15 protein-coding genes are annotated in these 12,587 nt (G+C 68.8%); 9 read left to right on the top strand and 6 right to left on the bottom strand.

All coding sequences use genetic code 11. From position 1 onward, the window contains the following. The first annotated feature begins 4 nt into the window (after positions 1-4). The 4 genes from IG65_RS0121635 (at position 5) to IG65_RS0121620 (ending at position 2,923) form a co-directional block, all read left to right on the top strand. Complete coding sequence (locus IG65_RS0121635) at positions 5-358, top strand: metallopeptidase family protein (RefSeq protein ID WP_030516767.1); 354 nt, start codon at positions 5-7, stop codon at positions 356-358. A 199-nt stretch (positions 359-557) separates the two neighbouring features. Next, a complete protein-coding gene (locus IG65_RS0121630; RefSeq protein WP_030516766.1) occupies positions 558-869 on the top strand; it encodes a PE family protein in 312 nt (103 codons plus the stop codon). A gap of 44 nt (positions 870-913) precedes the next feature. Next, positions 914-2,089, top strand: coding sequence for a PPE domain-containing protein (locus tag IG65_RS0121625; RefSeq protein ID WP_030516765.1), 1,176 nt, complete (start codon positions 914-916; stop codon positions 2,087-2,089). Next, on the top strand, positions 2,090-2,923 hold the full coding sequence (locus IG65_RS0121620) for an ESX secretion-associated protein EspG (RefSeq protein ID WP_030516764.1): 834 nt from the start codon (positions 2,090-2,092) through the stop codon (positions 2,921-2,923). Here IG65_RS0121620 and IG65_RS0121615 read toward each other — a convergent pair. The 3 genes from IG65_RS0121615 to IG65_RS0121605 all read right to left on the bottom strand — a co-directional run bounded on the left by IG65_RS0121615 (position 2,920) and on the right by IG65_RS0121605 (position 5,043). Next, positions 2,920-3,621: a histidine phosphatase family protein gene (locus tag IG65_RS0121615; RefSeq protein ID WP_051756602.1), complete on the bottom strand. Its 702-nt coding sequence runs from the start codon at positions 3,619-3,621 to the stop codon at positions 2,920-2,922. The two genes, IG65_RS0121620 and IG65_RS0121615, sit on opposite strands and share 4 nt — an antisense overlap. Then, on the bottom strand, positions 3,618-4,538 hold the full coding sequence (pheA, locus tag IG65_RS0121610) for a prephenate dehydratase (protein ID WP_030516762.1): 921 nt from the start codon (positions 4,536-4,538) through the stop codon (positions 3,618-3,620). Before pheA ends, IG65_RS0121615 begins: the two co-directional genes overlap by 4 nt. Positions 4,539-4,623: 85 nt before the next feature. Continuing rightward, positions 4,624-5,043: a hypothetical protein gene (locus tag IG65_RS0121605; protein ID WP_030516761.1), complete on the bottom strand. Its 420-nt coding sequence runs from the start codon at positions 5,041-5,043 to the stop codon at positions 4,624-4,626. Between the two features lie 107 nt (positions 5,044-5,150). On the opposite strand from IG65_RS0121605, the gene IG65_RS0121600 reads away from it, so the two are divergent. From IG65_RS0121600 to IG65_RS0121580, 5 genes are all read left to right on the top strand, one after another. Next, positions 5,151-5,924 (top strand): DUF2470 domain-containing protein, encoded by a 774-nt coding sequence (locus IG65_RS0121600; protein WP_030516760.1) that lies wholly within the window; start codon positions 5,151-5,153, stop codon positions 5,922-5,924. 66 nt (positions 5,925-5,990) lie between these two features. Next, positions 5,991-6,785: a CPBP family intramembrane glutamic endopeptidase gene (locus IG65_RS0121595; RefSeq protein WP_030516759.1), complete on the top strand. Its 795-nt coding sequence runs from the start codon at positions 5,991-5,993 to the stop codon at positions 6,783-6,785. A gap of 91 nt (positions 6,786-6,876) precedes the next feature. Beyond that, positions 6,877-8,313: an LCP family protein gene (locus IG65_RS0121590; protein WP_369801574.1), complete on the top strand. Its 1,437-nt coding sequence runs from the start codon at positions 6,877-6,879 to the stop codon at positions 8,311-8,313. After that, positions 8,232-8,861: a ferritin gene (locus tag IG65_RS0121585; protein ID WP_304413547.1), complete on the top strand. Its 630-nt coding sequence runs from the start codon at positions 8,232-8,234 to the stop codon at positions 8,859-8,861. Before IG65_RS0121590 ends, IG65_RS0121585 begins: the two co-directional genes overlap by 82 nt. Positions 8,862-9,013: 152 nt before the next feature. Beyond that, positions 9,014-9,562, top strand: coding sequence for a ferritin (locus IG65_RS0121580; RefSeq protein ID WP_030516756.1), 549 nt, complete (start codon positions 9,014-9,016; stop codon positions 9,560-9,562). Positions 9,563-9,661: 99 nt separating this feature from the next. Here the strand turns inward: IG65_RS0121580 and IG65_RS0121575 are convergent, their stop codons facing one another. The 3 genes from IG65_RS0121575 to IG65_RS0121565 all read right to left on the bottom strand — a co-directional run bounded on the left by IG65_RS0121575 (position 9,662) and on the right by IG65_RS0121565 (position 12,559). Then, positions 9,662-10,588, bottom strand: a complete 927-nt coding sequence (locus IG65_RS0121575; protein ID WP_030516755.1) for a DUF5926 family protein — start codon at positions 10,586-10,588, stop codon at positions 9,662-9,664. Between the two features lie 124 nt (positions 10,589-10,712). Then, positions 10,713-11,480, bottom strand: a complete 768-nt coding sequence (locus tag IG65_RS0121570) for a glycerophosphodiester phosphodiesterase (RefSeq protein ID WP_030516754.1) — start codon at positions 11,478-11,480, stop codon at positions 10,713-10,715. Next, a complete protein-coding gene (locus IG65_RS0121565; RefSeq protein WP_030516753.1) occupies positions 11,477-12,559 on the bottom strand; it encodes a DUF4328 domain-containing protein in 1,083 nt (360 codons plus the stop codon). Before IG65_RS0121565 ends, IG65_RS0121570 begins: the two co-directional genes overlap by 4 nt. Positions 12,560-12,587: the final 28 nt, after the last annotated feature.

Below are 12,587 nucleotides of genomic sequence, written 5' to 3'. Positions count from 1 at the left end.
CGCCATGCCGGTGTCGATGTCGGAGAGCCGGTTCGAAGAACTGGTCGGCGATGCGCTGGATACGATTCCGCCCGCGCTCACCCACGCGATCGAGAACGTCGTGGTGTTGATCGAACCCCGCAATCCCGAGGATCCGCATCTGCTCGGGCTCTATCACGGCATCGCCCTGACCGACCGGGTGGACAGTCAGTACGGCGGCGCGCTGCCGGACACCGTCACCATCTACCGCGACACGATTCTGGAAATGTGCGACGACGAACGGCAGGTCGTCGAGGAAGTGGCCATCACCGTGATCCATGAGATAGCTCACTATTTCGGGATCGACGAAGAACGACTGCATCAGTTGGGATGGGGCTAGTCTTTACGCGCGTAGCGGGTAAAGTCGAATCGATTCGTGACTCGAGGGAACCGAACCGGGGGCCGTCGCGTCCAATCATCTCGTAGGGGGAATTCTCGTGGTTCCACCGACGGGTCTGCCGGATCCTCTGTGCCGGAACAGCACTGAGGCTCGGGCAGCCTCGACACTTGCATAGCCGCCACAAGAAGGAGTTCGAGTCATGGTTGGTCTGCTCGGTGTACAGCCCGAAGTCGTCCTCGCGGCCTCGGCGGAACTCGATCTGCTCGCCGAACGTCTCACGGCCGCCACTGCTTTGAGCGGTCCGGCCACCCACGTCGTCCCCGCCGGCGCCGAAGAGGTATCCGTCGCCGCGGCAACCCATCTGAACGAGGGCGCTCTCAGCCACGACCGCGCGGCCGCGCAGGCCATCCTCGAGCTGCATCACGCGGCCGCCATCCTGCGTCAGCAGCTGGCCTCCTACATCGCCCAGGACGCGGTCAACGCGGCCGGCACCGCCGCCATTCAGTTCTGACCGGCGCCGATCCTTCACCACACCATTCGTTCAGGGGAGAGACAATGACCGCAGGGATCACCGGAATCTACTGGCTGCCCCGGCTCGCCGAGGGCAACTCGAGTTTGCTGACCGCGGGTCCGCATGCCGTTCCGGCCGCTGCCGCGGCCACGGCATGGGGTGGGCTGACGGCGGCGTGGGTCGACGCGACCGCGACCGTCACCCGGGTCATGGCCGAACTGGGTGTCGGCATGATCGGCCTCAACGGCGCCGTCGCACTGACCAAACTCGCCGGCTTCACCGGCTGGGCCGAACAGCAGGGCGTGCAGGCGGCGGCGATGGCGGCCAAGGCCTCCGCACACGCCACCGCCAATACCGTTGCCACCCTTGCCATGCCGAGCCTGCCCGAAATCGCCGCGGTGGATGCCGCGCGCGTCGCGGCACACGCCCATGGCGGCGATCTGGACGGTAGCGGCGAGGCGGCCGAAGCCGCCAAGGCCGCACTGGATGTGCAAGCCGCCCTGGTCATGGACACCTACGAATCCACCGTCGAGGCCATGACGGCGACTCCGGCCGAATTCCTGACGCCGCCGCCGATCGCGGCGGGCGCCGGACTGGCCGACAGCGGCGCCGAGGCGGCGTCGCAGAACACCAGCAGCGACCCGGTGCAGACCGCCATCGGTGTGGCACAGGCGCTCGCGAGCGATCCGGGCGTGGTCAGCGCCGCGACCCAGGCGGCCAATGTCGCCGGATCGGTGGCCTCGACGGGTGTCTCCACGGTGGGCAATGTCGCCGGTACCGCGATCGCCGCGGCCACCGGCCATGCCGCGCCGGCCGCGAGCATGTCGCCGATGATGATGGGCGGCATCGGTGGTGTCGCCGCCGCCGGTGGCGCCGCGGCCGCCACTCGCGCCGTGTCCTTCGGCGGAAGCACCGTCGGTATCGGCACCGGCGCCGGCACGCTGCAACTCCCCGAGGGCTGGGGCGCCGGCAATGTGATCGGCGGTCCGGCCACGACCGCGCCGGTGGCGGAGACCGCACCCGTCGCGCAGATGGGCGCACCGGCTCCGGCCCGCGCGAACAACGCCGCCGGTAACCCGCTGCTGGGCCGCCAGGTGAACAGCGACGACGACGAGGGCGAGCACCAGGGCAACGACTATCTGCGCGGTGAGCACTTCGCCGACGGCCGGGTCATCGCGTCCGGTGTCATCGGAGCGGACCCGGTCGCGGGAGCGCGCTAAGTGACCGTACTCGGCGCCGGCCGCGGGCCGTCGATGCTCGAGTCCGTCGTGTTGTCGCTCGACGAGATGCAGTTTCTGCTGGAGAAACTGGAGATCGACGAGGTGCCGGTCGTGCTGAATGCGATGGGCCGCTACGACAACGTCGTCGACCACGACCGGGCGATGTCCGCGGCCGCCGAATCGCTCACCGCGCGTGAGCTACTCGTCGACGGGGTCGTCCATCACGACCTGGAAGACCGGCTGCGCGGGCTGTACCGCCCGCACTGGGTGATCTCGATGCGCTGGTACGTCGGCGACCGGGTGAACCGATTCTGCCTCGCCAAGGGCGACAACCTCGATGTCGTCGCTCTGCGCGGGCCGAATTCCTACAGCATCGACGAGGCCGGACACGACCTGCCGGGCACGATCATGGCGGCGCTGGGTCCGGCGGAGGCGCTCGAGCTCAGCGGAATGAACGTCCTGACCGAGGAACTCAAGCCGATCCTCGGTGATGCCGGGGATGCCGCCACCACCGCCCAGCGCCTGGGCCGGGTGGGGCGGCCGCCCCGCGACGCGCAGGCGCTGGCCTCGGCGCTGGTCGAAATCCATTCGCACGCTTCGATCGTCGGCGTGGTGTACAACGATGCCAGCCGCGACATCTCCGATGGGATGATCGCGGTGTACAACACCCGCAACGGGCGATTCATCGGGGTCACCACCCGCTCCGACGACGAGGTCATGTGGACCTCGCTGGCGAGCGGGACACCGGGCCGGCTGCGGACCGCGATCAAGGACCTCATCGAAAAGCTTCCGCTCCGCGAGGATTTCAAGCCGACGACGCCCGGCGTCGGCTAACCCATCGGGTCGTCGGCCTTCGGTTCGACCTGGTATCCGAACGGCGGGGTGTAGCGGCCCCAGCGGACACAGGTCCAACCGCCGTCGGCCGTCGGGGCCAGTTCGATGGTCTCGGTGTTGTCCAAGTGGTTGTTGGTCGTGAACGGCGGTGCGACACCGGTGAGTTCACGGGCCGCCAGTCGCATCGCGGCGCCGTGACTGACCAGGAGCACGTCGCGCGAATTCGAACCGGGGAGCAGATAGGTGTCCCGGAGTTGTTCCAGCACGGGCAGATACCGCTCGAGGACCTCCTCGCCGGATTCGCCGCCCGGCAGCCGGGTATTCAGCTCGCCCAGATGCCAGGACCGGTAGACGCGCTGGAATTCCCGATGCGCCGCCTCGGAATTCTGCCCCTCCAGTTCGCCGACCTGTACCTCGTACACGCCGTCGACCACCTCGGCCCCCACACCGGTCACCGATTCGATATGGCCTGCGGTCTGCTGAGCACGCAGCGCCACCGAGGAATACAACCGCACCGGCGGCACCGCCAACCGCGAGGCGAACGACTTGGCTTGAGCCACACCGCGTTCGGTGAGCGGTAAGCCGGGAACGCGGGTATCCAGAAGTTTCGCGACATTGCCCTCGGTCTCGCCGTGACGGACCAGCACCAACCTGCCGGAACCACGGACGGGATCGAGAGTCGCACCGATTTCGGTCATGAGGCGTCCACCCCCTTTTTCACATCGTCCAACCAGGCCGCCGCCGGCTCGTCGGCGGGCGGCGGCGAACCACTCGGTGAACTGGCCGGCCAGGAGCCCAGGTACCGGATCCGCCCGGCGGTCCGGTGCAGCGCTTTCAGGGCCTCGGCGACGGCGGTGTCGTCGATATGGCCGACACAATCCAGATAGAAGCGATAGGTACCCATCCCGGTGCGCGTCGGCCGGGATTCGATCCGGGTCAGATCGACACCGCGAGTGGCGAATTCGGCGAAAACCCGCATCAGCGACCCGGGTTCGTTCGCCAATTCGAGCACCACCAGCGAGGTGCGATCCGCGCCGGTACGGGCCGGCGCCTCGCACGGCGGAGTGACCAGCACGAAGCGGGTGATGGCCTGTTCGTGGTCGGCGACGCCGGTGGCCAGTTCGATGAGGTTCAGGCGCTCACCGGCCAGCGTGGTCGAGACCGCGGCGTCGGCATGGCCGGCCACGACATCCTCGGCCGCGGCCGCGTTGGAGGCCGACGTGTACAGCGCTGCCTGCGGCATCCGATCCGCCAGCCACAACCGCACCTGCGCGGCCGCCACCGGATAGGCCGCGACCGTGCGCACCCGCGACAGTTCTATACCCGGTTTCGCCACGATCGTGAACGCCACGTCGAGCTCGGTTTCGGCGATGATCTGCAGCCGCGGGCCCACCGCGAGGGCATCCAGGGTCGCCGAGATGGAACCCTCCACCGAGCTCTCGATCGGCACCACCGCGCCGTCGGCCGCACCGGAGCGGATCATCTCGAGTGCCGCGCCCTGACTGGGTGCGGCGATCCGCTCGACCGGCTCGTCGAAGGCCCCGTCCGATTCGAGTCGGGCCAGGGCCATCTCGGTGAAAGTTCCCGACGGTCCGAAATAGGCGATACGCGGCACGGATACGACATTACTGGCAGTTGGCTGCGCGCTCGCCGTTTGCGCGTACCCAGCGGTAACAGCCCAGGTCGGTGGCGTGCAGCGATCAGGGCGTCAGCACCCGCAGCGCCGCCGTCACCGCCTCCACCCGTTCGGTTTCGACGGCCAGCAGCACCTCGCGCAGCGCCTGCACGGCCGGCGCCGACAGGCCGCGCAGGAATTCGATATCGGGGCTGGTCAGTGCGGTCCGGATATTCTCGCCGCACAACGCGGCCACCGTGGCGGCGACGATCGCGACCGCCCGCTCACCCGAGGCGGTCGCGGCGACGAATCCGGTATCGGAATGTGCCACGCCGACCAGGAATTCGGCGACGCGCTCATCGGACAGGTTCAGGTCGAGCACCGGCGCCTGGGGATTCGCCGACGGCGGCCGGACCAGCCCGCCCACCAGATCGGACGGGCCCGTGGTGGGCACGCTCAGCGACAGCAGAACGGGTTCGGAGGCGGGCGTCGAATCGTGCGGCACATTTCCACCGTAGCGAGCGCAATGCTTGCGCAACGACGGGCCGTGACTTAGCTTAGGTTTACCTAATTATCGCCGTATCCGTCCCGGGTTCGTCACTGGAGGTCTGTATGCGCCGCACGATCACGTCCGCCGCTCCATCCGCCGCGGAGCGGATCCGCAGCGCGTGCGCCCATGCCGAGAGTTCCGTCCTGGCCCTGCCCGGCACCGATCCGATTCCCACGACCGTGCATCATCTGCGCGCGTGCGGCGATGTGGTCGTCGCCGTCGCGCGCGATTCGGCGGCGGTCGCCGCCGCGGCGGCCGAGGTCGGTTCGCCGGGGGTGCTGGAGCTGACCGACCACGCACCCCTGGCGTTGCGCGAGCCCGTGCGGGCGCTCGTCTGGCTGCGCGGGCGGGTGCGCGCGGTACCCGGACATGCCCAGCGCGCCTTGGCATCTCAGGTCGCGAGCGAATATCCGCATCCGGGTCTGCTCGATGTCGGTCACACCAGCACGCTGCTGCGAGTGGTGCTGGAATCGGCCGTCGTCGCCGATTCCGCCGGCGCCGAATCGGTCTGCCCGCACGATCTGCGCAGCGCCGACGCCGACCCGTTCTGGGAGCTGGAAGCGGCCTGGCTGCACCATATGGACTCCGATCACGCGGATGTGATCGCCCGGCTGGCCCGCCACCTGCCGGTCCGGCTGCGCGGTGGTTCGGTGCGGCCGCTGGCCATAGACCGCTACGGCGTCACGCTCCGAGTCGAGGGACCCGACACCGATCACGATGTGCGACTGCCCTTCCACGCACCGGTGGACGATGTGCAGTCGCTGAGCCGCGCGGTGCGGATCCTCGCCGGCTGCCCGTTCCTCGACCGCATGCACGGCTCCGATCGCTCCGCCTGAGAGCACGCCGGATACGCGGCACGCGGCCGAGCACCCCTAGCGGCCGAGCACCCCTAGATTGTTCCTATGGTTCCGGGTGATCGTTTCGCAGCTTCCTGGCCCGATCCCGCTGCGGAGCGCGACCGGTTCGTCGTCCGAGTGGAGATCGCGATCGTCCTGGTCGTCACCTTCGGGACGAGCGGGGCCGGTGCGGCACTGTCGCTGCTGGAAAGCGCGCTGGCGCCGGGCGGAATCGGCGGGCAGCAGGTCGCGCTGAATCCCTCGCGGGCCGCGCAGTCGACGATCGATCTGCTGTTTCAGCTGTTGAGCGTCGCACGACTGATCGGCTGGGGTGCGCTGGGACTGTATCTGTTGTGGCGCAGCGGAATCGGGCCGCGACTGATCGGGCTGGCCCGGCTCCGGTGGCGTGGTGACGTGGTCCCCGGCCTCGTCCTCGCCGCGGTGATCGGCCTGCCCGGACTGGGTCTGTATCTGGCCGCCCATGCGCTGGGGCTCAGCGTGACGATCGTGCCCAGTTCCCTGCACGACCACTGGTGGCGATTGCCGGTGCTGGTGCTCTCGGCCATCGCGAATGCCGTGGCCGAGGAGATCATCGTCGTCGGGTATCTGATCAGCCGGCTGCGCACGCTCGGGTGGTCGGAGAACCGATCACTGGCCGCGTCGGCGCTGCTGCGTGGCAGTTATCACCTGTATCAGGGGTTGGGCGGAGGCCTCGGCAACCTGGTGATGGGGGTGATCTTCGGCCGGTACTGGCAGCGGACCGGACGGCTGTGGCCGCTGATCCTGGCGCACGCGACGATCGATTCGGTCGCCTACATCGGCTACACCGCACTGCACGGCCACGTCTCCTGGCTGCCGTAAGACCGGGCCGACCTGCGGGAATCAGCCACGTTCACCCCCGCGGACGCATTGTGCCGACCAGCACAACGCCCCGGTCAGTACCATCTCGGTGGTGAACGGCGACGACCCCCAGCAGTATCCGCGGACCCGCCGGGTGCCGCCGCCGGCGGGCCCGGACGGTCGACGCATGCCGCCGCCGGATCGGCACGGCCACGATCCGCGAGTTCCGCCCGGTTCCGGACGGCCGATGCCACCCGGCTCGGGCCGCCCGCCGAATTCGGGGCGTCCTCCCGGCTCGGACCGGCCGCTGCCGCCCGGCTCGGGCCATCCGCCCGGGCGCCCACCGATCGAACCGACCCAGGTCATCCACCGCGACGGCAACAATCCCCCGCTGGCCTGGTCACAGGTCCCGAGCAGTCCCGCCCGGCCGCGTGGTAACCCGCAGCCCTTCGAACACGGCGTCGCGCCCGGCGGCGAACCGCCCGCCCACGCTCCGACGCAGCGCCCGGTTCCGTACCGGGAACCACCGCCTCCGCCCCCGGCACGTCCCCGCCGCACCGAACGCCCGCCGCGCGAACCACGTGCGCCGCGGACCCGCCGGAAACGGCATTGGGGCAGGTGGTTGCTGATTCTGCTGCTCATCATCGTTCTGCTGCCGGTCGCGGGGGTGATCTATCTGGATCGCTCACTGCACCGCATCGACGCCCTGTCCGCCTATCCCGACCGGGTCGCGCAGACGGCCGGCACGAACTGGCTGCTCACCGGATCCGACACCCGCGTCGGTCTGACGCCGGAACAGGAGAAGGAGCTGTCGACCGGCGACAGCGCCGATGCCGGTGGTGAGCGCAGCGACACCATCATGCTCGTGCACATCCCGAAATCCGGTGCGCCCACCGTGGTGAGCCTGCCGCGCGATTCGTATGTGAGCATTCCGGGTGTCGGCAGGGACAAACTCAACGCGGCATTCTCCGCCGGCGGTCCGAAATTGCTGGTGCAGACGGTCGAGAACGCGACCGGCCTGCGGATCGATCATTTCGCCGAGATCGGCTTCGGCGGTTTCGCGGGCATGGTCGATTCACTCGGCGGGATCGATATGTGCCTGCCCGATGCGATCGACGATCCGAAGGCCGGCATCGACCTCCCGGCGGGATGCCAGCATCTGTCCGGCTCCCAGGCGCTCGGCTTCGTGCGTACCCGTGCCACGCCCCGGGCGGATCTGGACCGCATGAACAATCAGCGGCTGTTCCTTTCCGCGCTGCTGGACAAGGCGACCAGCGCCGGTACGCTCGCCAATCCGTTGAAGGTGTGGCCACTGGCTCGCGATGTGGCGTCCTCACTGCAGGTCGACAAGGGAGATCACATCTGGGATCTCGGCCGGCTGGGCTGGGCGCTGCACGGTAAGACGATTGCCACCACCGTGCCGATCGGTGGTTTCACCGACGAGTCCGGCTCGGGCAACGTGCTGTTGTGGGACAAGGATCGGGCGAGCCGATTCTTCGACGCGCTGGCACACGACCAGGCGATCCCGGACGATCTGCTCACCCGGTAGCGTCGGGGGCATGCCCGGTACCGGCCCCTTCCCCGAACTCCTGCGCGCAGATACGGCACGAATTCACCGCCTCGCAGCAATATCTCGCCGCCGCCGTCTATTTCGACGCGCAGCGACTGCCGCAGCTGGCACGTATTTGCTATGTGGGCGCGGAGGACAAACGCGCCCATGCCTTGCGGATGGTGCAGTATCTGCTCGACCGGGATGTCGCCGTCACGGTCACGGGTACCGACGAGGTGTGTTCGGAATTCGAATCACCCTCGGCCACCGTGGAATTCCTGCTGGCTCGCGAACGGGAGCTGACCGATCTCATCACCACACTGACCCGGACCGCCCGGGATGCGGGCGATTATCTCGGCGAACAGTTCATCCGCTGGTTTCTCGAAGACCAGCTCGAGGAGGTGGCGCGGCTCACCACCCTGGTGGCGGTCTGCGAGCGCGCGGCCGGCAATCTGTTCGACATCGAGGAGTTCGTGGCGCGCGAGATTCCGGCCACACGCGCGCCCGATGCCTCCGCGCCGAAACCCGCGGGAAGCGCGCGGCGATGAAATGCGGGCGAGGCTCGAAATCACAGGCAGTCGACGAATTCACCGAATGCGGCCCGTCGCAAGGGTGCGACGGCGATAACTAAGGCAACACTTGCCTCATTAAGGGTGTACTTGGATGACAGCCGAAGTTGACCAGCACTAATGTCGGGCCCATGTCCAGCCACCCCGATTCCTCGCACAGCAAATTTCACGCCCTGCTCCACGATCAGATCAGGCATGAATTCAATGCCGAGCACCAGTACATTGCGATCGCGGTGTGGTTCGACAACGCCGACCTGCCGGTTCTGGCGAAGCACTTCTATGCCCAGGCCATCGAGGAACGCAATCACGCGATGATGATCGTGCAGTATTTCCTCGATCGGGATATGAGCGTCGAACTCTCCGGAGTCGATGGCGCGCGCTCGCAATTCGAGAATGCGCGCGAGCCGATCCAATTGGCGCTGCAGCAGGAGAAGACCGTCACCGAGCAGATCATCCAGTTGGCCAGTACCGCCCGCGAAGAGGGCGATTACCTGGGCGAGCAGTTCATGCAGTGGTTCCTGAAGGAACAGGTCGAAGAGGTGGCGCGGATGACCACGCTGCTCACCGTCGCGGATCGGGCCGGGTCGAATCTGTTCGATCTCGAGTATTTCGTCTCCCGCGAGATGAGCGGTCCGAGCGATGCCTCGGGGGCGCCCTCGGCGGCCGGCGGAAACATCTGACGCGAGACGAAACGCGAAAAACGAACTCGGCCTGCCGTCCGGCGGGCCGAGTTCGTCGTCTGGAGCCGATGCGAAACGCTTGTCCCGCAGTGGGTTTCGCTAGCGCAGGGTGACCTGGCGCGAGCGCAGTCCGTCGCGCGAGCGCCGCTCGTCGGAATTCATCGGGGCGTCGGAGGCCAGCGCTTCGGCCAGGCGAGCGGCGAATTCGTTTGCGGGGGTGACCCATTCACTCGGGTGGCGTTCGCGGTCCAGATCGAAGACCGGCACCAGCAGGCCGTGCGTGCGGAACGAGCCCGCGAATCGGGAACCCTCGCCCAGGTGCAGTCCGCCCGCGGCGTGCACGCGCGCGAGGGCCAGCATCAGGTCATCCTCGTCTTCGGGCCGGACCCAGCGCAGATGCGCCTTCTCCCCCGCGTCGACCCACCACGCGGCGCCCACGGATTCGGCGCCGAGGGCGAGCCGGTCCGACGGCATGATCGCCTGATCGGCCTGGTCGATCGTCGCGGCGACCTGCGGATCCGGCGTGACGCCCTCCGGGACCCACCACTGGAAGTTCTGGTGGACGGTCAGATCCAGAGGCGCCTTGGGGTCGATCACCTCGGTCAGCGGGGGCACCGCGTCCTGGGCGGCCTCACTTGCCGCGGTGAGCGATGCGCCGGGTTCGGCGGCCTGCGTCCACAGGATCGCGGCGGCCAGATCGGCGGCCGGATTCTCCGACTGGAACTGCACCTGCGCACCGACGAAACCGGTCGGCTCGTCACCGGCACGGACCAGGGCGGCGACGGCGCCGGGCAGCACGGTGGCCAGGGTCACCGGGCGCTCGGCGGAGACGCCGGCGGCCAGTTTCAGGGTCGCGGTCGCCGACGGAACGAACTCGCGGAGTGCGACCAGGTCGCATTCGGCGGCCAGCCCGGCGAAGGGACGCGTGACGGCCGAGGCGGCCTGCTGTTGCGCCGCACGACGTTCGGCGAGGCGCTGGGCCCGATTACTGTCGGGCTTGGGACTGTTGCGCTTGCTCTTACCCACGAACGCAGAACCTACAGGTTCCCGCGGCCACAGCCGCGCAGGGGCGCACCGAATCCGCCGCGCAGGGGCGCCGAATCCGCCCCGCGGGACGCATCGAGTCGGCCGCCGGGACCGGCCGGGTGGATCAGATACCGTCCAGCACGGTTTTGGTCCGGCCGGGATGGTTGGTCGCGACCCAGCTGACGCCCAGCTCCGCGCACAATTCGACGTCCTGGGGATCGTCGACGGTCCAGCAGTAGGTGGCGCGGCCGGCCGCCGCGGCCTTGTCGACGAGTTCGGGATGTTCGCGCAGGGTTTTCACCGACGGGCCGACCGCGGTGGCGCCGACCGTCGTGGCGGCGCTGCCGCCCAGATACCGCGAGGATTCGCCGAGCAGCACGGTCGGCAGCAGCGGCGCGGCGCGGCGGATGCGCCATACCGCGGTGGCGGCGAACGACATCACGACCGCTCGGGAATGGTCGGCCGAGGCCGGTGTGGCGATGCCGAAACGCTGCAATTCGGCCAGCACCTTGTTCTCCACCAGCGCGCCGTAGCGGACCGGATGCTTGGTCTCGATGAACAGTTTGGTCGGCCGGCTGCGCCAGTCCAGTACCAGCGTGATCAGCTCGCTCAGCGTCAGCACGGGTGCGGGGCTGCCGTCACCGCCGAAGTCGAGTTCGCGCAGCTCGTCGAGGGTCATCTCGCTGACCAGGCCGGTGCCGGACGAGGTGCGGTCCACGGTGCGGTCGTGCACACAGACCAGGTGACCGTCACGGGTCAGCCGGACATCGCATTCGACACCGTCGGCGCCCTCCTCCAATGCCAGCTCGTAGGCGGCGAGGGTGTGTTCGGGACGGGTCCCCGACGCACCCCGGTGCGCGACCACGAACGGTGCGCGATTGCCCTGGCTCACTTGGCCATGACCTCCTCTTGTTCGACGCGCTCCGCTTCGGTGTGCTCGGCTTCGGTGTCCGGTGCTTCGACGTGGTCGCCGGCCGACCGGTTGTCGGCTTCCACCGCGGCGACCGGATGGACGGGCTCGATCACCGGCACCGCCGGACCGGTCGCGGGCAACCAGCGCTTGGGCATCCGGATCCGGCCGCGCAGATCACGACCCTCGCACATCCGCAGCACCCACAGCGACAGCACCGCCGACGCGACCGCGACCAGATCGGTGTAGACCGTGAAGATCACACCGTCGGCTTGGCCCTGCAGCGTATCGGCCGTGCGCCAGAACAGCGACGCGATCACCATCACACCGTTGAGAACCCAGACACACCACCAGATCCGCACCGCGCGCAGCGTGCGCGGATCACCACCCAGCTGACGGACCAGTTCGGTGAGGAAAACGCCGGGCCAGACCAGATTGACCACCGGAACGATCCCGCCGCACAGCAGCGCTCGCAGGGAGCGGGGATCGCGGCGGCCGTTGTCGGCATAGGCGCTGCGGCGCGCGCGGACCAGCCAGCCGATCAGGCCCACTGCGGTGACCAGCGCGCAGATCAGCGCGGCGACCGAGGTCGCGTAGACGGTGAGGTCGGAGAAGAACAGCAGCAGCGGCTGGATCAGCCGGGTGCGGTTGCGCAGCAGAATCAGATAGCGGCCGAATTCGGCGACCGCCGCCAGTCCGAACAGGATGACGGTGGCGAGCAGCAGACCGGCCACCCGTTCGGTCAGCCAGTGCAGGACGGCCTGGACCCGGTTCTGCGGCGTGACGGCGACGTGCGGCGGCCGATCCCGGAGTCCCCAGCGCGGAATCTCGGTGTAGCGGGGGGTGGCCGGATCGACCGCGGGCGCCGGACGCGGACGTTCGCCCCGCGGGCCGCGCCCCGGCGGGCGGGCCACCCAGCGGTAGTTACGCCGTTCCGGCGGCGCGTCGACCGGCGCCGGCGACAGCAGCACACCGCGACAGCGCGGGCACCAGTGCATCGGGGTGCCGTGCACCGCCCAGCGGGCGCCGCACCGGGCGCAGGGTTGCACGACCGTACTCACCGGGCTGCTCCCCCTTCCATCCAGTCGA

The organism is Nocardia sp. NRRL WC-3656, from assembly GCF_000720265.1.
In the GTDB taxonomy this organism is placed as follows: Bacteria; Actinomycetota; Actinomycetes; order Mycobacteriales; family Mycobacteriaceae; genus Nocardia; species Nocardia nova.
Note: the sequence above shows the minus strand (reverse complement) of the source record. Positions and strands in the feature narration are given on the sequence as shown.